This is a genomic window from Ruegeria sp. YS9, from assembly GCF_024628725.1.
GTDB lineage: Bacteria > Pseudomonadota > Alphaproteobacteria > Rhodobacterales > Rhodobacteraceae > Ruegeria > Ruegeria atlantica_C.
On sequence record NZ_CP102409.1, the window covers coordinates 2,902,454 to 2,922,754 of the forward strand.

At 56.8% G+C, this 20,301-nt stretch carries 20 protein-coding genes, 1 pseudogene and 1 riboswitch; of the genes and pseudogenes, 12 read left to right on the forward strand and 9 right to left on the reverse strand.

Annotated features, from left to right (window positions below; all coding sequences use genetic code 11):
• Positions 1-107 precede the first annotated feature (107 nt).
• Genes NOR97_RS14705 through NOR97_RS14725 form a run of 5 tightly spaced genes read left to right on the forward strand, consistent with a single transcriptional unit; the run spans position 108 to position 4,314 of the window.
• Positions 108-1,439, forward strand: a complete 1,332-nt coding sequence (locus tag NOR97_RS14705) for an NAD(P)/FAD-dependent oxidoreductase (protein WP_257599583.1) — start codon at positions 108-110, stop codon at positions 1,437-1,439.
• A complete protein-coding gene (locus NOR97_RS14710) occupies positions 1,393-1,938 on the forward strand; it encodes a hypothetical protein (RefSeq protein ID WP_253283522.1) in 546 nt (181 codons plus the stop codon). Before NOR97_RS14705 ends, NOR97_RS14710 begins: the two co-directional genes overlap by 47 nt.
• Positions 1,938-3,161, forward strand: a complete 1,224-nt coding sequence (locus tag NOR97_RS14715; RefSeq protein ID WP_152459483.1) for an MFS transporter — start codon at positions 1,938-1,940, stop codon at positions 3,159-3,161. Before NOR97_RS14710 ends, NOR97_RS14715 begins: the two co-directional genes overlap by 1 nt.
• On the forward strand, positions 3,158-3,775 hold the full coding sequence (locus tag NOR97_RS14720; RefSeq protein WP_257599584.1) for a DUF3833 domain-containing protein: 618 nt from the start codon (positions 3,158-3,160) through the stop codon (positions 3,773-3,775). Before NOR97_RS14715 ends, NOR97_RS14720 begins: the two co-directional genes overlap by 4 nt.
• Positions 3,772-4,314: a DUF3833 family protein gene (locus tag NOR97_RS14725; RefSeq protein ID WP_170346792.1), complete on the forward strand. Its 543-nt coding sequence runs from the start codon at positions 3,772-3,774 to the stop codon at positions 4,312-4,314. Before NOR97_RS14720 ends, NOR97_RS14725 begins: the two co-directional genes overlap by 4 nt.
• A 29-nt stretch (positions 4,315-4,343) precedes the next feature.
• On the opposite strand, the gene NOR97_RS14730 is transcribed toward NOR97_RS14725, so the two are convergent.
• The 3 genes and pseudogenes from NOR97_RS14730 to NOR97_RS14740 all read right to left on the reverse strand — a co-directional run bounded on the left by NOR97_RS14730 (position 4,344) and on the right by NOR97_RS14740 (position 7,144).
• A complete protein-coding gene (locus NOR97_RS14730; RefSeq protein WP_170346793.1) occupies positions 4,344-4,568 on the reverse strand; it encodes a hypothetical protein in 225 nt (74 codons plus the stop codon).
• A 526-nt stretch (positions 4,569-5,094) separates the two neighbouring features.
• Positions 5,095-5,299, forward strand: a riboswitch (cobalamin riboswitch).
• A 16-nt stretch (positions 5,300-5,315) separates the two neighbouring features.
• A pseudogene (locus tag NOR97_RS14735) lies at positions 5,316-5,465 on the reverse strand (IS3 family transposase); the annotation flags it as partial.
• Positions 5,466-6,208: 743 nt separating this feature from the next.
• The gene (locus NOR97_RS14740) at positions 6,209-7,144 is read right to left on the reverse strand and encodes a mechanosensitive ion channel family protein (RefSeq protein ID WP_257599585.1); all 936 of its coding nucleotides are present in this window, start codon (positions 7,142-7,144) and stop codon (positions 6,209-6,211) included.
• A 141-nt stretch (positions 7,145-7,285) separates the two neighbouring features.
• Here NOR97_RS14740 and NOR97_RS14745 point away from each other — a divergent pair.
• A protein-coding gene (locus NOR97_RS14745) for an IS5 family transposase (RefSeq protein ID WP_257599340.1) occupies positions 7,286-8,043 on the forward strand; the annotation gives its coding sequence in 2 pieces (ribosomal slippage) (positions 7,286-7,610 and positions 7,610-8,043; 759 coding nt in all).
• An 84-nt stretch (positions 8,044-8,127) separates the two neighbouring features.
• Here the strand turns inward: NOR97_RS14745 and NOR97_RS14750 are convergent.
• The gene (locus tag NOR97_RS14750; RefSeq protein WP_171329884.1) at positions 8,128-8,508 is read right to left on the reverse strand and encodes a hypothetical protein; all 381 of its coding nucleotides are present in this window, start codon (positions 8,506-8,508) and stop codon (positions 8,128-8,130) included.
• 43 nt (positions 8,509-8,551) lie between these two features.
• Complete coding sequence (locus NOR97_RS14755) at positions 8,552-8,872, reverse strand: monooxygenase (RefSeq protein ID WP_257599586.1); 321 nt, start codon at positions 8,870-8,872, stop codon at positions 8,552-8,554.
• Positions 8,873-9,009: 137 nt separating this feature from the next.
• Here NOR97_RS14755 and NOR97_RS14760 point away from each other — a divergent pair, with 137 nt between their 5' ends.
• Positions 9,010-9,906: a LysR family transcriptional regulator gene (locus tag NOR97_RS14760; protein ID WP_257599587.1), complete on the forward strand. Its 897-nt coding sequence runs from the start codon at positions 9,010-9,012 to the stop codon at positions 9,904-9,906.
• A gap of 781 nt (positions 9,907-10,687) precedes the next feature.
• Here NOR97_RS14760 and NOR97_RS14765 read toward each other — a convergent pair.
• Positions 10,688-11,605 carry a LysR family transcriptional regulator gene (locus NOR97_RS14765; protein ID WP_257599588.1) on the reverse strand — a complete coding sequence of 306 codons (918 nt, stop codon included), beginning with the start codon at positions 11,603-11,605 and terminating at the stop codon, positions 10,688-10,690.
• 109 nt (positions 11,606-11,714) lie between these two features.
• On the opposite strand from NOR97_RS14765, the gene NOR97_RS14770 reads away from it, so the two are divergent.
• From NOR97_RS14770 to NOR97_RS14785, 4 genes are all read left to right on the forward strand, one after another.
• The gene (locus NOR97_RS14770; protein WP_257599589.1) at positions 11,715-12,674 is read left to right on the forward strand and encodes a tripartite tricarboxylate transporter substrate binding protein; all 960 of its coding nucleotides are present in this window, start codon (positions 11,715-11,717) and stop codon (positions 12,672-12,674) included.
• Positions 12,675-12,743: 69 nt separating this feature from the next.
• A complete protein-coding gene (locus tag NOR97_RS14775) occupies positions 12,744-13,211 on the forward strand; it encodes a tripartite tricarboxylate transporter TctB family protein (protein WP_257599590.1) in 468 nt (155 codons plus the stop codon).
• A 5-nt stretch (positions 13,212-13,216) separates the two neighbouring features.
• Complete coding sequence (locus tag NOR97_RS14780; RefSeq protein WP_257599591.1) at positions 13,217-14,731, forward strand: tripartite tricarboxylate transporter permease; 1,515 nt, start codon at positions 13,217-13,219, stop codon at positions 14,729-14,731.
• On the forward strand, positions 14,724-15,800 hold the full coding sequence (locus NOR97_RS14785; protein ID WP_257599592.1) for a lyase family protein: 1,077 nt from the start codon (positions 14,724-14,726) through the stop codon (positions 15,798-15,800). The genes NOR97_RS14780 and NOR97_RS14785 overlap by 8 nt, the downstream gene beginning before the upstream one ends.
• A gap of 297 nt (positions 15,801-16,097) precedes the next feature.
• Here NOR97_RS14785 and NOR97_RS14790 read toward each other — a convergent pair whose 3' ends face one another.
• Genes NOR97_RS14790 through NOR97_RS14800 form a run of 3 tightly spaced genes read right to left on the reverse strand, consistent with a single transcriptional unit; the run spans position 16,098 to position 18,798 of the window.
• Positions 16,098-17,087, reverse strand: a complete 990-nt coding sequence (locus NOR97_RS14790) for a GTP-binding protein (protein ID WP_257599593.1) — start codon at positions 17,085-17,087, stop codon at positions 16,098-16,100.
• 4 nt (positions 17,088-17,091) lie between these two features.
• Positions 17,092-18,558, reverse strand: coding sequence for a guanitoxin biosynthesis MBL fold metallo-hydrolase GntH (gntH, locus tag NOR97_RS14795; protein WP_257599594.1), 1,467 nt, complete (start codon positions 18,556-18,558; stop codon positions 17,092-17,094).
• A complete protein-coding gene (locus NOR97_RS14800) occupies positions 18,559-18,798 on the reverse strand; it encodes a hypothetical protein (protein ID WP_257599595.1) in 240 nt (79 codons plus the stop codon).
• 109 nt (positions 18,799-18,907) lie between these two features.
• On the opposite strand from NOR97_RS14800, the gene NOR97_RS14805 reads away from it, so the two are divergent.
• Positions 18,908-20,269 carry a lipopolysaccharide assembly protein LapB gene (locus NOR97_RS14805; RefSeq protein WP_257599596.1) on the forward strand — a complete coding sequence of 454 codons (1,362 nt, stop codon included), beginning with the start codon at positions 18,908-18,910 and terminating at the stop codon, positions 20,267-20,269.
• The last annotated feature ends 32 nt before the right edge of the window (positions 20,270-20,301 follow it).

The window sequence follows — 20,301 nt, forward strand, 5'->3', positions numbered from 1 at the left end:
AACCAGAAGTCACGAGGTAGTGCATCTGTTAAAAACTTCCAATCGGATTGATCCACTTGTGCCTACCCTGCGTATCTTCTTGTAAAACGTCACATAAAGAGGCTGGAATGTTCGACGAAACCCGGGACGTACGGAAAAAGATCGCGATTGTAGGCGCAGGCATTTCGGGTCTCTCCGCCGCTTACTATCTTTCAGAAAACAACGACGTGACAGTCTATGAGGCCGAACCTCGGCTTGGTGGCCATGCCCGCACGGTGATGGCCGGAAAGAACGGGGATCAACCGGTCGATACGGGCTTCATCGTCTTCAACTATGCGACATATCCCTACCTGACCCGGCTGTTTGATGAGCTGGGCGTGCCCGTGATCGAAAGCGAGATGAGCTTTGGCGCGACAATCGACAATGGCCGCATTGAATACGGGTTGAACAATCTGCGCACACTGACCGCTCAAAAGCGCAATCTGGCGCGTCCGGCTTACTATAAAATGATCGCTGATATTCTGCGGTTTGGCAAAGAAGCCCCAGAAGCCGCCAAGGACGATGACACCACGATTGGCGAATTGGTGGACCAGCTGCGGCTGGGTCACTGGTTCCGGCACAATTATCTGATGCCGATGTGCGGTGCCATCTGGTCTACGCCGGTCGAGTTCGTGGATCAGTTCCCCGCACGCTCTTTGGTGCAGTTTTTCCGCAATCACGCCTTGCTGGCAAGCGGTCGTGCAAACCAGCATCAATGGTACACGGTCAAAGGCGGCAGCATAGAGTATGTCCGCCGGATAGACGCGGCCCTTCGTGCGCGGGGGGCAGAAATACGTCTGGCCAGCCCTGTTCAGAATGTATCCCGTGACGAGATGGGCGTCACCATCCACAGCCAGGGCGCCGTGGATCAGTTCGATGAAATCATCCTGGCCACCCATTCGGACCAGTCGCTTGCCATTTTGGGTGATGGCGCGACCCCCGCGGAAGCCGCTGCATTGGGCGCAATCCGCTACCAGCCCAATACGGCCATATTGCATTGTGACCCAGGTCAGATGCCAAAGCGGCGCGCCTGTTGGTCAAGCTGGACCTATCGTTCGCAAGCCGGAGATGTGGGGGTAACCTACTGGATGAACCGGCTTCAGAACATTCCGGACAGTGACCCGCTGTTTGTAACGCTGAACGCTTCATCAGAAATTCCCGCGGAAAAGATCTTTGACCAGGTCGAATTTGCCCATCCGGTCTTCGACAAGGCCGCCCTGAAGGCGCAGGGGCAAATCCGCGAGATGCAGGGACAGAACCGAACTTGGTTTGCCGGTGCTTACAACCGGCACGGATTTCACGAAGACGGGATAGCCAGCGCGATGCATGTCGTTGCTCGAATAAATGGCGCCCCGCAAACCATCGGAGCTGAAAATGGCATTCCTGGGAAAGACCCGGCCCTATCTGTTGCCGCTGAATAAGGCGATATGGCGCACAGCGTTTCTTGCACTTTCCTTGCTGATCCCCAATGGGCTGGTCGCGTCACCGGTCACGGAAGAACTGAACGATGCCCAACTGCGCGGAACCGCGACGTTCCGCTATCTGGGTTTGCCAATCTATGACGCCAAACTCTACACGCCCAAAGGTGCGCCGTTCAGTTGGAGCGAAGATATCGCCCTGCAACTGACCTATCGCAAGAACATCAAGAAGAAAGCGCTGGTCAACTCGACACTTGACGAGATGGACCGCATCGGCCGTTCAGCACCCGTTCGCGACCAACTGAACCGGTGTTTCAAAGCCGTGGCAAAAGGGGACAGTTATCTGGCGGTTTCTGATGGTCCCGACAAGGTCAGTTTCTGGCTGAACGGGCAAAAGACCTGCACCATGGCGTATCCGGGCATCAAGCGCAGTTTCATGTCCGTGTTCCTGGGAGACAACACGCGGTCCGCGTCTTTCACGCGCAGGCTACAGGGGCGGTGATGCTCTATCCCCGGGTCAGTCTCTATGCGTTGATGCTCGCTGCGGCGGGTATCCCGCTTTATATCCACTTGCCGCGCTTTGCAGCCGTGAACCTGGGTATTGGCCTTGGGGTCATTGGTACGGTGCTGCTGGTGATCCGTTTGGTGGATCTGGTGCAGGATCCGCTGATCGGTTGGGCAATCGACCGATGGCCCGGCGGCCAGCTTGCATTTGCGGCGATGGCGGCTTTGGGGCTGGCGATCGGGTTTCCCCTGCTTTTCAATCTGCCGCAGGGTGCCAGCGTGCCGGAACTGGTCGCGATCCTGATCTTGCTGTTCTCGGCGTACAGCCTGGGAACCATTCTTCTATATGGTCGCAGCGCAACTCTGGCGAAGCGAACCGATCCGAAAGAGCTGATGACACTGGCCGCCTATCGTGAAGGCGGGCAGTTGACCGGGGTGGTCATCGCAGCCAGCGCTCCGGCCCTGTTGGTTGCTTTCGGGGCACACTCCCAAGGCTACCCCGCATTCGGAGCGTTTCTGGGGCTGCTCTCCGTTCTGACCCTGATACTAACAATCCCGATCTGGCGGCGCAGACCGATCACCGGATCAGGCCTGTCCTTTGCAGGTCTGGGTCAGGCCGGTGGCTTGCGCCTTCTTGCGCTGGCTTTGGTCAACAGCCTCCCGGTTGCCATAACCTCCACCCTGTTTCTGTTTTTTGTGGAAGACCGGCTGCAACTGCCGGGCAAGGCGGGTCCTTTGTTGATCCTGTTCTTCCTGAGCGCAGGCGCGAGCGTCCCGCTCTGGGCAAAGCTCAGCAACAAAATTGGCCCGAAACAGACTCTGATTATCGCCATGCCGCTCTCGATCGCCGGCTTTATCGGCGCCGCCACACTGAGTGCAGGAAATCTTGCGGGGTTTGCAATGATCTGTCTCGCCTCGGGCGCGGCGCTGGGCGCGGATATGGTCGTGTTGCCGGCCATGTTCTCGATCGTCCTTACCCGGGCCGGGCTGAACGCATCAGCTGCGTTTGGCATCTGGTCCTTCGCTGGCAAACTGGGCCTCGCCCTGGCTGCCTTTTTCACTCTGCCGCTGCTGGAACGCAGCGGTTTCACCCCCGGTCAAACCAATTCCGCACAGGCGCTGGATACACTCAATCTTGCCTATGCTGTGCTGCCCTGCATCCTGAAAGTCGGAGCGTTCGGGATGGTGTTGACCCTGCCCACCGAGGTCACAAGCAAATGAATGCTTTCACCGTCATCCTTCTGGTCCTTCTGACCGCTGTCTTCATCCGTGCAAGGCTGCTGAGCTTTCGCGCGCAATCGCCGTCCGATTACAGTGGCACCGGGCCAGATTTTTCCCTGAAAAAGCACCTGAACGGAGAGATCTTGTCCGAGGGCCTGATCTATGGCCCCAACGGCAAAATGTCGAACAGCTTTGTCGCGCGCATGTCCGGCGAATGGCAAGGCAACTCGGGCACGCTGACCGAATACTTCACCTATTCCAACGGAAAACAGATGACCCGCAAATGGTACCTGACGCTGGGAACCGGCAACACGTTCACGGCAATGGCGGATGATATCGTGGGCGAAGGTCGGGGCATCATCTCGGGGTCCACGGTGAAACTGACCTATCGTATCATTCTGCCAGATGACGCTGGTGGACATACGCTGGACGTCACCGATTGGATGTACCTGACAGAAACCGGCGTCATCATGAACCGGTCCGAGATGCGCAAGTTTGGCGTCAAGGTCGCGGAACTGGTCGCCACGATGCGTGCAAACCCGAAATCAAAACCGATCCACGCGATTGGTTCGAACGGGTATGACGCGACTTCGGAAGGGAAGCCGTTGCAATGATCACCTTTCGCTCTTTCATCGCCTGCGTCGCCATCACGAGTCTCGCGCTTCTGGCGGCCTGCTCCAGCAAACCCAAAGTACCAAAAACATTTCTGTCGGACCGACAGTTGAACCTCGAGGAATTCTTCGACGGTAAAACCGTGGCCTACGGTCAGTTTCAGGATGTTCTGGGAAATATCCCCCGCAGATTCACAGTTGATATCGATGGGACATGGGACGGCGAAACCCTGACCCTGGTCGAAGACTTCGTCTACGACGATGGCGCGACGGAACAACGCATCTGGACATTGACCAAAACCGGAGAGGATACATGGACCGGTACGGCGCCCGGCGTACTGGGCACCGCCAGCGGGATTGAACGCGGGGATACGTTCAACTGGAAATACAAGATCGACCTGCCGATCAAGGACGGGACCATGCGTGTCAAATTCGACGACTGGATGTGGCTGCTGGATGACGACCGTCTGCTGAACCGCGCGTATGTCTCACGCTATGGCGTCCGTCTGGGTGAAGTCATCCTGTTCTTCGAGAAGAAATAGGGCCGCCAGGCCCGGTTTCATCACAACAGTCAGTAGAAAATAAACTCGTCCACCAATGCGGTCGTCGATCCCTTGACCTCACCGGCCGTGTTCGCCCTTGGCCCGTCCGAGGCTGCGCCCTCGGCGCGTTCGCCGCATTCGATTTTCAAACGCGCGCGTTCTATCTGCCCCCAGAGGAAAAACAGACCATCCCGTTTTCCCATGAGGCGCGCAGGAACCCTTGCCCGCAAAACACCTGTTTTCGGTTTTGGCATCTGCTCTCTTACTGCCTCCGGTGTTTTCCACCATTGTCGGAAAACGTAATGGTTTTTCCGAAAAAAGACAATTTTTTATGGACAAAACGAGGTTTTCTACCATCCGTTGACAGGATGGGCTGGCAACTCTCGCATGACGGATATTCGCCGTCTTTACCTGCCTCATGGCAAGCCAGCACCATCCCGCACGGATCAACGTCACCCAAACGGGCATTGCTGCAAACCGCTTTCCTTTGGCCTGACACTCTCTTTCCCAGCCAAGGTCAGGCGACGCGCAACGTTTCGTTTCTGATCACAGCAACCAGGCTGTCGTCGTCGCGGTTGGGGGTCAGTTTGACGGCGCGGATGCCAGACGCGACCGCATACTCCGCAAGGCCATTGGACCCGCAGAACGCCGTGCTTGCGGGCCTGCCACGCCCCTCAGCCAAGGACCGTGATCCCGGTGCTGTCCACTTTGCCGGAATGTTTCCATGTCTGTATTGAAACCGGAAATGTCGCCAGCATTTCAGCGCCCAAGCGGGTAAAAAGTACGCTGCCATCGTGAGGTGCCGCTGTTTGATTCTCAGGCAGCGGAGAATTGGGAAGCCGGTGGAATTCCGGCACTGCCCCCGCAACGGTAAGGAAGGTCAGGTTCGACAATCAACCACTGGGACGAGGATCCCGGGAAGGTGTCGCAACCGTGTGCAAGCCCCTTTCAGGTCCGGAAACCAGCCTTGCAGATATGTCAAACCGCGGGTGGCGGTGGGGGCACGGGTTTCGGACGTGGTCCTCGCCCTTGAGGCCGTCCAGCACGATCCTGGTCTTCTCTTCGGCCGAATACTGTTTGCGTGTGGCACGGCGGATGTCATTGACAACCTTCTCGCCGTGGCTCTTGCGTGTTCCGGGTTTCTGTCTCATCTCCACTCCTTGGTGGGTACGATGTGCCAGAACCCCTCTCTTATCAAATCGACTTAAACTGTCCCATTGGCGCTGACGTCACACAAGCAGGGTGGAAAAACCGGAAAAGGACGCAGGAAACCAGTTCAAAGTCGTCGTCACTCAGGGCGAGTTCTTTGACAAGCACGGGAGCCCGATTTCGACCGAAAACGGCTGGCCCCCCAATCTAAAAGAGGACGTTCATCGTGCCATAGTGAGCGTTTCGGATTCAGAGGAAACTGTCACTTTGCAACGGAGACAAGACGAGTCGGGCGCTGAGTTCATGCGTCGCTTCGACCAGACAGGCATCGAGATAGGTAAGAAGGTTGGCACGACCGTTTGCCTGCCCTGAGATGCCAAGTGGACTTCATTGCATGTTTGAGCTTCGAGCCAGCCGGAGTCTGAGCGTGAAATGACTGATTAGGATCATATTGACCAGCGCTGGGCCTACCAAGAAAGGTACTGCCGCTCAGGTTCTAGCCCAAGGATTACTATTCGTGACAATCTCCTCTGGCTTGTGTCTCTTCGTTGCCATGCTGATCTTCGGTTTTCCCAAGCATAATGGCGGACCACTTCATTGGGAAAGGATCAGGCCAACTCATTTTGGCGTTTCAGTCGCGGCAATCATTTTACCGACTCAGCCCGATGACCGCACCTCCGTTGCTCAAACCCCAAATTTTGTCTGAAGAGTGCTGGCTTCAGGCATCTGGGGTCAACAGTCAAGGTTACTCTGCCGCGATCGCTTTTTCTCGCTGAGTCTTTTCGCCTTCAATCAGCAGAGTGCGGGTCGGAAACGGAATATTGATATCCGCTTCGTCCAACGCCTCTTTGACTTTGCGCTTCATATCTGCCTGGTATCGGAAGTAGTCCGAAGACTTGCACCACACGCGGACAAGAAAATCGACGCTGCTGCTGCCAAGATTGTTCACCTGGATGAACGGTTCGGGGTCAGCCAGCGAACGGGCGTCCGACATGATCGTCTCGCGAATGACGCGCTCGGCCTCCGCCAAGTTGACGCCGTATCCAACGCCAAACGTCCACTCGGCACGACGGGTCTCGTAGACGGAATAGTTCTTGATGGTGTTTCCCCACACCTCGGCGTTGGGAACGATAACCTTGACGTTCCCCATATCCGCAATTTCGGTGTAGTTCAGGGTGATATCTTTTACAGTTCCGAGCACCCCATTCACGTCGACGAAATCGCCGATCTTGAGCGGCCGGAATAGGATGATCATCACGCCGGCTGCAACGTTGGACAATGTGCCTTGCAACGCAAGACCAATGGCCAAACCGGCGGCACCGATCAGCGCGATGATCGACGTCGTCTGCACCCCGAACGTGTTCAGAATGAACAGCCCGGTAAACGCCAGGATCGTATAGCGCGCCAGATTGCCAAGAAAGTTGAACAGCGTATCGTCCAGGCGTTCCGAGTTTTCACCGACGCCCCGGATCTTCCGGCTGACATATCTTGAAATCACAAGCCCAAGCACCAACAGGATCAGCGCCGCGATCGTGTTCGCGACAAGGCCAAGAAGGGCCTCGAGCGTCAGCAGGTCGCTCAGCGATTTCCCGTCATACAGCTCGGTATTCAGAACTTGCGACAGTTCGGCCCAAACGGTGTTCGTCACGTTCTCTGCGGTCTGTGCAATCTCGTTTTCCATGGTGTTCCTCGTGTTTCATCGCCTGAGTTTTTTCTTGCAGCGCGGTCCTGCCGGGTCAGACCTCGATCACGGCGCTAGGGTCAGGACGCATTGATTTCCCGCGCATGACGTGATTCACGGCCCCAAAAACGGAGCGGTGATATGAGCGACCTTTACTGGCTGAGCGATGAGCAGATGGCCAAGCTTACCCCTTTTTTCCCGAAGTCGCACGGCAAGCCACGTGTCGATGACAAGCGCGTCCTGAGTGGGATTATCTTCATCAATCGCAATGGTTTGCGCTGGCGTGACGCTCCTGCCGCCTATGGTCCGCACAAGACGCTCTACAGCCGCTGGAAGCGCTGGAGCGAGAAAGGCATCTTTGCGCGGATGATGGCGGGTCTGGCCGCCGAACACGGCGAACAGAAGACCGTGATGATCGACGCGACCTACCTCAAGGCCCATCGAACAGCGACCAGTCTGGCCGCGAAAAAGGGGGGCGTGGGCGCCTGATCGGTCGAACCAAAGGCGGCATGAACACCAAACTGCACGCCATCTGCGATAGCCAAGGCCGCCCACTCAACCTGTTCGTCACCGCCGGTCAGGTCAGCGACTACATCGGTGCGCGGGCGTTGCTCAGCAGCCTGCCAAAGGTCGACTGGCTGCTCGGGGATCGCGGTTACGATGCCGATTGGTTCCGGGAAGCGTTGCAAGACAAAGGGATACGCGCCTGCATCCCTGGACGAAAGCAGCGCAAGAAAGCCGTCAGATACGATAAGCGTCGATACAAACGCCGAAACCGGATCGAGATCATGTTCGGCAGGCTGAAGGATTGGCGGCGCGTGGCAACCCGCTACGACCGTTGCCCAAAGGTCTTCCTCTCTGCCATCGCTCTGGCCGCGCTCGTCATCTACTGGTTATGAATCCTGACCCTAGATCTTAACATAAATCCACTTCTTATTGGCAGAAAGCTCGGAGCGGAAAGCTCCGAGCCGCGTTCCCTACCATCAGGACTGACTAAGTTTCTTGAGTTGCAGGAAGCTCATCACCGCAAGAAACGCAAAGAATGCGGGATCCGACCAACCAAAGCCAGTGAAGATACCTGTCAGCGCCGCATATAGCGTTACGACAAAACCAAGTGCGTTGGTTGCCATCAGCCCGGTCAGCAGCTTCCGGGCGGTTGCACCGTCGGTCACATCCCTAAGAAGAAAGCCAATAATGGCAATCCCTCCAAGAAAAATGCTGTTGTGCTGCGACAGGAACCAGGCGTAGCGGTCATTCAGCTCCAATCCGTAGTTTGGCCACAGAAAACCAGGCAGAAAAAACAGCGCAAAGGCAAACAACGCATAGATTGTGCTGTGAAGGGTCAGGAATGTTCGATTGCTCATTTGAAAGCTCCTTGTATGTGCGCAAGTTTAAGAGGGATCCTGATCAGACTACCTCGCGCAAGGGGGCGTTGGTGATTGAGCTGAGGTCTTCCATGATATCAAACACATGGTCCGACGTTACGGTGACACCGATTGCCGCCAGACGCTTCACGTGCATCGCCTTGTAGGTTTCCAGGGCGGCGAGATCCCGGAACAAATAGGTCGAACCGAAATCACCACTGCTTTCATCAACGGTCCAGATTTTCCAGATCACACCAGCTTCCTGCGCAATGCTTTCAGCCAACCGCATAGTGCCCTCGGCAAATTCTTCGGTCATGGGGCCGTCATATGTCATGTGTAGGTCCCAGATTTTCATCGTGCTCATCAGCTTTGTCCTTTTGACTTTCTCGCTCCGGTTTTGCGTGTGGCGAAGCGTGTGGTTTCCATTGCCAAGCAAGATAGTCAGGGATATTTGTTAGATAAACAGCCATTTTTAGATCGCGATGTAAGGAATATCTAACAATGAGGCGAAATGAGTTGAACGACGTGTCGATATTCGTGGCGGTTGCTCAAGAGAACGGTTTCCGCGCGGCGGCTGAAAAACTGAAACTTGGAGCGGGTTCGGTAAGTGAAGCTGTCCAGAGGTTCGAAGATCGCCTTGGCGTGCGCCTGATCGAAAGATCGACCCGGGCCATCGCCCTGACCAAAGCGGGCGAACTTCTTTTTCGCCGTAGCCTGCCAGCAATCAATGATCTGGAAACAGCACTGAAAAGTATTCACGACCTAAACGAAGATCTGTCGGGCACGCTTCGGCTAACGGCCCCGACCGCCGCGGGCCAATTGTTTCTGGATGCCCTAATCACAGGATTTGCAAAAGAACATCCGGCGGTGGCGATTGAACTAATTTATGACGAAACAAAAGTCGATCTCGTAACCAGCGGGGTTGATGCTGCTATCCGTGCTGAGACCCTGCTTGATCCTGATACATATGCCATCGCAATTGGCCCTACACTGAAGATGACGATTGTCGCGTCCCCCGAATATCTAGCCAATTGCCCGCCCCTAGAGAAACCGGCCGATGTGGCGGCACATAGCGGGGTCTGTTTTGCTATTACAGGTGCTGACAAGCTGGCCCCGTGGGAATTTGCAGGCACAGACGGCCCCTATTCGGTCATGCCGCGTCCCAAGATCGTCACCAACGACGTGACCTCCATCCTTGAAGGCGCAAAGGCGGGGCTTGGGCTGGCCTATATCTTTGCAAGCTCTGTCGAGAGCTCGCTGGAAGACGGCAGGTTGGTTCAGGTTCTGGAAGGCCAGACCGCTGATTTGCCCCGGTTCTCCCTGAACTATCTATCCAAGCGCAATATGCCGCCCCGTGTCAGAGCTTTCGTTGATTATGCGAAACGGTGCAATCCTTAAACAAAATCGCTAATCTCTGCACTATCAAACAAGTTCCGTTTCTTGGAACCGAATTGAAGCTTGGTGGAGCATCATCAAGGGTCCAGTACGGGCCGATTCACGGAGCTTTGCAAAGCCCGATTTCTGCCCAAAACAGTCATTGGAACATCGTGCAGTATCCGGAAAAATGGGCTCGTCACTGCCCTTCGCCGCTCTGATCATGAAAGGCGGCTTTCGGCAGTGGCGGAGATGCTGCACGTGCGAAGGGTCCTGCGCCGTAAGCGGCAGCTTTGCGCAGGGAGCGGTCCAACGGGTTGGCATCCTCGACCGGCAGAATTGTCACGCACTGCCGTCGTACGCCCGGCTTGTCACGCTGCACGGCGAACTAACGGCCGGATTGACGAAGCTGCATTGCAGCGGCGCCCCTCTATGGGAATCGTCGTACTCGACCAACGCCATCACGGGCTATGTCCGGTGATCGCGCATTGCACTAGTTCGAGCGGAGCGCAGCATCTGTCGCGATGGGCTCTGAGCAGTCGGTCAGCCATGATAGTCCCAGCGACAGCTTCGGAATTCCGAATGGCGGCCTAGGGGGCTAAGCTAATGCAACGGCAAAATCGTCTCAAATCTCATAATGACCGCTTTTGGGTCTGGGTTGGATAGCGAACCGCCGCAGCGCCGCAAGTCCGCTTTGAGCCCAAAGTGCTAAATGCTGCATCAAACATCAAAGTCCGCTTTCTGGATGCTTAAATTTTGAAATTATCAAAATTTTTTGAAGAGGCCCGCAGGCATACGCGAGTTTCTAGTACATCACTTCTATCGCCTCGCTTGACGCCGCAAGTGCTGTGACATGTGATTTTAGTACATCAACGAACTGGTCGCGTGCTTCGTTTGGCTCTGACTGAACTGGAAAGAGAAGCCCAAACGACATCCAGCGTTCGGGCGTTATGGGGATGGTTCGAATGCGATCTCTATCTACGTTGGCCGCTACAAGCTCATCTGCAATTGTGACACCACCGCCATCCGCTACGAGGGCACATGCCAGCGAGGAAGATGCGACTTCGCAGGTTTGTTTTGGTAGTATCCCAGCGGATCGAAACATATCATCCAGTTGATCGCGCAGAAGCAATCCGTGCATCAGCCTGACAATAGGAACGTCACCTAAATCATCAATGGAAACCTCCTTCAGATCAGCAAGCGGATGATCAATTGGTACGACGGCTTGTGCTCTAACGCGCAACAGCAGTTCAGTCTGGATGTCGGGGTGTTCGACGGGAAGCGCACCAATGCCCACGTCATATTCTCGACCGGCCAGCCACTTCCCAGCCTCTCTGCGGGCACGTACATCCAGGCTGACATTTGTATCAGGGTTCGCCCTTACAAATTGACCGACAGCAGGGGAAGCCAGCGCGCGCGCGATGCGCGGCATTGCGACGATCCGAAGGTTCTGAGTGCGGCCTGCACGAATCTCGGCGGCGATGCCTGGGATTTCATCCAGGTTGTCGAGGATGCGACCAGCTTCGCGATAAAATGCAAGTCCCTCGGGTGTTGGAGTGAGGTTCCGGCCGCTTCGATCAAAAAGATCAAGCCGCAACTCCCCCTCAAGACCGGAAACCAACCGGCTCACCGCTGGTTGCGAAAGGTGCAGTATTTTTGCTGCTGCTGCGAGTGATCCCTCAGACAGCGTTGCTCTGAATGCACGAAGCGCTTTGATGTTCATGTTTGCCACCGTCACTTACATCTTTTGCAAGTAAACTAAACATCTTTGCATTTTTCGCAATCTCTGTGATCTGCTAGGTGAGACCAGAAGAGAATTTAGGGAGGACTCTATGAAACGCAGAAAACTCATTTCTGCCGCACTGGCAGGCATCGCCCTTACGGCATCAGCCACAGCCAGCTTTGCGGCTGACTGGCCCAAGCGCCCGATCAACCTGGTTGTACCCTACAAGGCAGGCGGCGGCACTGATGCCTATGCCCGCGCTATCTCAGCGGCAGCCGAAGGCATTTTGGAAGTGCCGGTTGTTGTCGTGAACAAACCCGGCTCGGGTGGCTTGAATGGAGCCAATTCTGTCGTTGGCGCACGGCCTGATGGCTACACGATGATGATGACCTCTGGTGGCTCATTCTTGCTGTCCACCATGACCCGCGACACCGACATTGATGCACTGGACAGCTTTGAGTTCGTTGCGCAGGTCGGCCAATTGCAAACCTCGCTGATGGTCCCGAAAGACAGCCCGTTTCAGACTGTTCAGGACGTGATCGACGCGGCCAAGGCTGATCCTGGATCGCTTCGTTGGGCGCATTCAGGCCGCGGTGGTTTCCACCATGTGGGCGGTCTGGGCTTTCTCGCCAATAACGGCATTGAAGCGCAAGACGTTCCGTTCAAGGGCGGAGGGCCAACTCGCGCCGCTCTAATCGGGGAACAAGCTGACTTCGGCTTCCTGGGCGTACAACAGCTGGCCGGATTCGAAGATCAACTGCGCGCTCTGGCAGTCAACAGTCAAGAACGCGATGCCATCATGAAGGATGTGCCTGCTTTTGGCGAGTTGGGCATTCCGTTTGCAGCTGTGTCCTCGCCGGTGATCGTGTTTGCTCCGAAGGGCACGCCTGCTGAAGTGATCGCGGCGATGGAAATAGCGCTGGAACAGATCGCAGCGAAGCCTGAATTTGCTGAATTGCTGGCGTCGCGTGGGACCGGTCCAGTCTATCAGAGCGGCGCAGACGCCAAGGCAACACTGAGCTCTATGAAAGAGGACGCCACTCCTTTGGTTGAAAGCTTGACCAACTAAGTCCTCACGGCCGGGGGATCGATGATCTCCCGGCTTCTTTCTGTCCACGCATTTTTCAGGGAGGATGACATGCGCGCTTATGCCGAAGGTCTTGTGCTGGCCATCGTTTCACTTGTGGCCATCTGGGGCGCGTGGCAGGTGCCAGCTGCATCGCCCGGCGACACTTGGGCCGGGATCGTGCCCTTTGCTGCCTCCGTCGCTCTTTTGGGCTTGTCGGGTCTCTTGTTACTAGGTGCATCCCGTCAGACTGGAGATGTCGCTACAGCAAGCGGAGACAGCGGTGCCACTATCCAGATCATCGCGCTGTTCATCATTGCGCTGATCTACCAACAGTCATTCCGTTGGTTTGGCTACTTGCTACCCACGGCCATAGTAGCTCCCATCGTGCTGTATATGTTCGGTGTGCGGAGCTGGATCGGCCTTGCGGTCTCCGTGGTCATCTGCCCGCTGGTGTTCCACCTCATCTTTTTTGTGCTGCTTGGTGTTTTCCCGCCCTATGGCGAAGTGTTTGACCTGCTCAGCTGGATACAGGGGTAAGTCTCATGGAAATTTTTCCCGCCCTTCTTTCGGTCATCACCGACCCAATGCTGCTCTTTGCCATCGTCCTTGCCGCTGCCGTGGGCATGATCGTGGGCGCAACGCCGGGTCTGACAGCTTCAGCGGCAATCGCGATGCTGCTGCCAATCACCTTCTATATGTCGCCCCTCTTTGCGCTCGCCTTTCTTTATGTGATCGGAAAATCCGGGCGCTATGGCGGTTCCATCGCAGCGATCCTGTTTAATACGCCTGGCACAGCCGCGAGCGCCGCGACGCAGATTGACGGCTATCCACTGGCCCGCGCTGGTAAGGCAGGTAAAGCAATGAAGGTTGCCACGATCTCATCTGTGATCGGCGATCTCATGGGCGACATTCTGTTGGTTGTTGGCGTTGGTTTCATCGCGGCAATTGCGCTGAAACTCGGACCACCGGAAACCTTTGCCATCTATTTTGCGGCCTTTGTGGTGATCGGTTCGGTAATCGGAAAGTCCATCGTCAAAGGTCTGGCCTCTGCGCTCCTGGGTATTCTGGTGGCAATGGTTGGGCTCGATCCAATTTCCAGCGAAGAGCGTTACACATTCGGCTCGTTCGATCTCTCCAACGGGATCGGCCTCGTACCGCTGATGATTGGTGTCTTTGTCTTAGGTGAAGTCTTTGCGCAGCTCGAAGAACGGCGAAAAGCAACTGGCGAGACCAAGGAAAACGAAAGCTCTGCTGATGGCAATGATCTGACATGGGAGGAATACAAACCCTGTCTGCCCCATGCTGTGCGTGGTGGTTTCATCGGTGCTGGCATTGGTGTTTTGCCGGGTCTGGGGTCAGCTATTGCGGCTTTCATCTCCTATGGGGAAGGCAAGCGCCGCGCGAAGAACCCCGAACAATGGGGCAAGGGCGCATTGGAAGGTGTCGCCGCGCCAGAAGCGGCCAACAACGCAGTGTCCGGCCCGTCCATGGCTCCGCTGCTGACTTTAGGTATTCCAGGCTCGACCATCGGCGCGATCCTGTTGGGTGTGTTCCTGATCCATGGCATCCAGGTCGGGCCGACGCTTTTCCTGACCGACAAGGAACTGGTCTACAAGCTCTTTGCTTGTGGTATGCTCGGCATCCTCGCATATGGCCTGATCGGCTATTTCGGTGCCACGCAAGTCGCCCGATTGATCCTGAAAATCCCGACCAATGTGCTCTATCCGCTGATCTTCATGACGGCCTTTGTTGCGGCCTATTCGGCGCGCGGCTCTATGTTCGATGTGACGGTGATGACCTGTGCTGGTTTCGTCGGCTGGCTGATGCGCAAATATGACTTCAACATTGCGGCCTTCGTGATCTCCTTCGTTCTGGCCAAGGGCGCAGAAGAAACATTCCGGCAATCCCTGCTGATGTCAGATGGCGGTGCGCTGATCTTTGTCGAACGACCGATTGCGCTCGCCTTCCTGATCCTTGGTGCCGGGGCGATTGCCTTCCGCGTTCGCGGAATCATGAAAGAACGCAAACTGGCGCAAGGAGGGTTGGGTGATGCTTGATTGGCAGCTCTTGCAAGGTAGCTTTTCCAGCACAGATATGCGGCACATCTGGTCGGAATCCTCGACAATCTCCGCATGGATCAAAGTCGAACAAACGCTGGCGCGTGTGCAAAGTGATGTGGGTCTCGTGCCGAATGAAGCTGTTGTTGCACTCGACGGGTTTTGCATCGGAAAGCTCGATCAGGAACGCTTGCGGCAGGACATGGCGCTTGTCGGGCGACCCATCTTGGGATTGGTCGGGCAACTGCGCGAACACGTCGGCGAGGATCTCGCCAAGTTCGTCCATTTCAATAGTACGACGCAAGATATCATGGACACTGCGCTTGCGATGCAAATGAAGCTCGGTCTGGCGACCGTGTTGAGCGACCTCGATCAGCTCGTGTCCTCGCTGACGGGTCTGATCGAGGCGCACCCCAACACGTACATGATCGGACGCACCAATGGGCAACACGCGATCCCGATGCTGCTTCGGACCAAGTTTGAAGTCTGGCGCGCGGAGCTTATGCGTCGTCGCGAGGCGATCACCGAAGCGGAAAGGCGCGGAGCGCTGGTTCAGGTCGGCGGACCCCTGGGCGATTTGTCCAACTACGAAGAAGGAAAAGGGGCCGAGGTAAAGGCCGGCTTGGCGGAGGTCCTTGGGTTGAACGCAACCGAACCCCATTGGCAGAATGCGCGTGATGGCGTTGCCGATATTGCCTCTGCTCTCGGCTGTCTCTGTGCGTCGATCTGCAAGATTGCACACAACATCAATCTGCTGTCATCCAGCGACATCGGCGAGATTTGCGAGTGCCATGAAAACGGAAAGGGTGCGTCGTCCTCGATGCACCATAAGCGCAACCAGCGGGCTAGCGAATTTGCCGAAGCTGTTGCAAGGCTTGGGCGCCAAAGATCAGAGCAAGTCGGAGAATTGACCCTCCACCAACATGAGCGTTCCGGGGGTGTCTGGGTCGGCGAATGGGTGGTGGTGCCAGAAGTTTTTCTACTGACCTCTGGCGCGCTGTCCTGGGCAAAGCGGATGCTTTCAGATCTCACGGTCAAAGAAGATCAGATGGCGGAAAAGGTAGCCTGAGACTACACTAAGACAACTAAAGCTCATGCGCTTCTGTCACCAGTGAATACTACCGTTACTGGCTGTCGATAAGAGCAGCCGTTGGCGCACCCGCAGCGAAAGAGCGGTTTGTCCGGCACTGTCGCCTTCGGGCACCCGGCAGCTAAGGTCTCGAATGAGCCCATACTACCCGTCTGTGGACCGCGAAGCACCGGCCGCGAAGGGCGGTCTCCCGACCTACGCTGCGATCTCAACGAAGGTCCGGTTCGCTCTTTTCGACGGTATTTGGCAAGGTAAACGCGGAAAGAGTGGTCTCCTTTATGCCACTTCGAGGAACACTCTTCCCAAGGTGTCTTCCGAAACGGCTCCGGGCGCGCCGATCGCCACGAGGCGGGTTTCCGGCTTGCGCGTTCCCCACTTCTCGTCTCGGGAAATGTCGATACGCTTGCCGACGACTTGCACGACAATACGGTGCTCCGGGTCTTCCTCGCTATAGACAAACCCTTTCACCCGGTAGACCTCACCGGGCAGTCCCTTGATTGCGTCTCGCAGGCCGGAGAGATTAACGGGAAGATCCGAGCGTAGCATCGTGGTCGAGAACTTCGCCGCGTGGTCATGGTGATGCGCATGTTCGGGGCAACCGCAGCCAGGGCCATGGGCGTGGTTTGACGGTTCCGCATCCAACTGTTCGGCGGCAAAGCGTCCGACAGAGAGCAGGATGTCGAGCGGCACCTCCGCGTTGACTGCTTCCACCAGCCTGTAGCGACGGAAGCGCGATCCAAGCCAGTCATGGACCTTCTGCACCGTCTCCCGATCCACGAGGTCGATCTTGTTGAGGATGACCATGTCCGAGAAGGCGATCTGGCGCAGTTTCAGTTCCATCTGCTCGGGTGCCGCAAAGATCTGCTCTGCATCCACGAGGCACATGATGCTATCGAGGCGGATCGTGTCACGGAAGCGCTGGTCGGTGAAAGTCATGGCAATGGAGGACGGGTCCGAGACACCACTTGCTTCCAGCAGGATGTATTCCGGTCGCTCCGGACGGGCGAGCACCGCTTCAACCGTCTCGATCAAATCGTCCCGGATCGAACAGCAGACGCAGCCATTTGCAAGACTCATCACGTCGTCCTCGACGCCGACAACAAGGTCGGCATCGACATTGATCGACCCGAAATCATTGACCAAAACCGCAACGCGCAGGCCGTGGTTTCCAGTCAAGATCCGGTTCAGGAGGGTCGTCTTACCGGCCCCGAGGAAGCCGGTAAGAATGGTGACGGGAACAGCTGAAGCGGAGCCGAACTCGATCATGCGATCACTCCGCTTTCTTCTTGCGGTTGGGGATCACGTCGTCGACCTTTATGGTGAAGTCGCTCGGCCATTCCGGAGCCGGGGCGCGGAACACATCTGCAGGATAGTAGGCCTTCGGGTCGATCTCCATGTCTCGGTATTTCTGGTCCTGCTGGTCGGCGCGGGTCAGGCGCGGTGCCGGTGGTTTGATTTCGTCCGGCAACTCGATCCGGCCCTCGGCTTCCATCTTGCCAAGTTCCCGGAAGGGAGCCACAGACCCCGACTTGCCAGGCAATGTCGCCTTGCGATACCAGATCGCATCCTTGGTGACATTCACCACCGCCACGTCCAGACCCCAAGCAAACAACCCGTCGTAGTGGGCCCGAATGCCGGCGAGCATCTCGGCGTCGATATCCTCGTCCTGCGTGTAGTGAGTCACCATCGCAAGGCGTGGGCGCGCTTCGGCCATGATCTTGCCAACGGCGTAATGCGACGTGTGATGGGTATCGATGGTGTAATTGAACAACTCCTGCGGCAGGCCGTATTTATAGGTCATCAACTGACCGATATCCTGTCCGGACATCTCGGTCACAAAGACATCGGCACCCTTGCCGTATTCGAGGCTCAACTCGTCCGGTCGTCCATCGCCCGTCCACACGAAGCTGAGGCCATTCCAATCGAGCCTGTAGCCAACAGCACCGTCTTTCGCGTGACTGCGCGGCCAGGAGCGGACGGTCACACCATCCTCGTCGTAAACGATGCCGCCCTCCTTGCGGAAGTCGAACTCGTTGACTTCGATTTCGTAACCGTCGCCAATGGGGAAGACGTCAAAAGCTTCCAGATGCCATTTCAGCATTTGCTTCATTCCGTTGACCATCCCCTGTGTGCCAAGCTCAGGCGTGCGGCCGGACGGACCATGGATTCGCAGGGGTGTGTAGCCACCCGACCACGCGCGGAATGGGAAGATATACGGAATGTCGGCGTAGTGATCGACGTGCAGGTGGGTTATGAAGATGTCATTGATCAACTGTGCCGGCACCTGCATGCCGATGATGTTGCGCACACAACCCGACCCGAAATCGAAGAAGAAACGCTTGCCGTTGCCAAGTTCGACCATAATGCAGGTGCCCGCCTGATCCTCACGCGGTGGGAAGGGCGTGGAACCGCAGAAGGAAATCCGCATCTCGTCGGGGCCAAGATCCTCCGCCAACGGGAAATAGTTGGCGTTTGAACCCGTCATGTATTTGGTCGGACGGAAGTACTCGGGAAGAGTGATGCCGCCTGCCGGACGGCCGCCATAGGGGTTGGTCAATGCCTCGCCAAGCGGTCCTTCCCCCGGATGCGCCTGAGCGGCACCGCCAAAGCTGACCCCACCGGCAACGATCGCACCGGCACCCGCCCCCTTGAGCAGATCCCGGCGGGAGGGGTCCTGCGGTTCATCGTTCTCTGTGTGGCTCGGCCGTTGCGGATCGTTGCGGTTGTCTTCGGTCATTCAGTTTTTCCTCTGTTGGTCGGGGTTAACGGAAATGCGCCGCGTCTGGCGTTCGATCTCGCGGACCAGTTCCTTTCGGATATTGGCCCATTCAGCACGCAACTCAGGACTGAGCGTCTCATCCTGTTCGCTTGAGCAGGCCAATTCATAATCATCCACGGCTTCCCTGAGCGTCGGGTGATCCAGTGCAAGTGTGAGGATCAAATCGGCGAGATCAGGCAGATCGTTACGAAGGATCAATGTTGGCTCTTAATTAGCGGCTGATAGCTTTGGAGTTCGATCCGAGGGTAATCCAGTATGCTCGCCAGTCAGAGTAAGTTGGGGTAAGTTGGGGTTAGTTGGACGCAAGATGGCGACGCATAAATTGGCGCAAGGCACTGTAAAAAAAGAACTAACGTCTGAACGTGTTGATCAGGCGCGTACCGCGTTGGCCAAGGTTGTCGAGAGCGATGTTTTTGCTGCGTCGCCCCGCTTGAGGCAGTTTCTGACCTACGTCGTCGAGGAGACACTTTCCGGGCATGGCGACCGCATTCGTGGCAAAGCCATTGCTGTAGAGGTGTACGGGCGGCGACTTGACGACAACGGCGGCGGGCTGAGCCTTGTTCGCGTCGAGGCCGGGCGCTTGCGGCGTTTGCTTCAGGAATACTATGAGGGCGAGGGAGAAGAAGATGAAGTGCGCATCCAGATCCCTTCAGGCGGCTACAAGCCTAAACTGACATTTGGGCACGCACCGCCCTCGTTCTCTGAAAAGGTAGGGCCGAAGAAAGCAGAACCCAGCGGCGCACAATCCGCCTCTCGGAGATGGATGGCCGCGATCGGAGTACTCGCCACTGCGCTGATCACGGGTGGATTCTTTGCAGCAAATCTCCGCCAAGAAGCAACTCACACCGCTGCGGACGAGAGCAATGCCAAGCTCGCTGCGCTCAGGGAACGGTCCATGGCCAGTGTGCAGGCGACCAATCTCGCCGAACAGGCGCGCGGAATGTTCTTCCCGCTCTTTGACCTGAAGCGCCAGGAGGTTGCGCTTAACACGTTTCGGCACGCCATCGATCTCGACCCTGGCCTACCCGGCGGATACGCGGGCGCGGCACAGGTCTTGGCGCTTCTGGCCTATCTGTCCAATGACGCCACACGCGCCTCCGACCTAGTTGCCGAAGCACGCAGTATGGCGGAGAAGGCCCTGGAACGCGGCCCAACTGATGGCTGGGCGAATGCCGCAATGGGATGGACATTTGCGGTAGAAGACAACCCCGATGAAGCGCTGCGCAGAGCCCGGATAGCTGTTGATCTTTCGCCGGAGGACGGCCACGTTCTGGACCTCGCGGGCATCGCGGCGCTCATTTCAAATGACCCCACATTCGCGGCAGAGGTCTCGGACCCGGAACGCCCCCGCTCTGGAAGCGGTAGGTTCGGCGCAAACAATATCTGGGGAGCGTCACAGTTGATGCTTGGGGACTATCCGGCATGTATCGAGGCGTTCTCTTTGGCGGCTGAACGCGGTTTCCCGGTCAGCGCGCCGAGCCTGATGCTGCTCGCTACCGCCTATCACGCGAACGGCGAACCCGAGGCCGCACGTCAAGCGATTGACGAAATGCATCGGACTTGGCCTGGCTTCCCTGCCAACAAAGTTGCCAGCCGTTTCTTTGAGCATGCACCGGAAACTCGATCCCGGGTTCTTGACACACTCGAAGCGTACAAGCCGAAACTATAGGGCGGGCAATCCGGCTGATATCGATCTTGGAA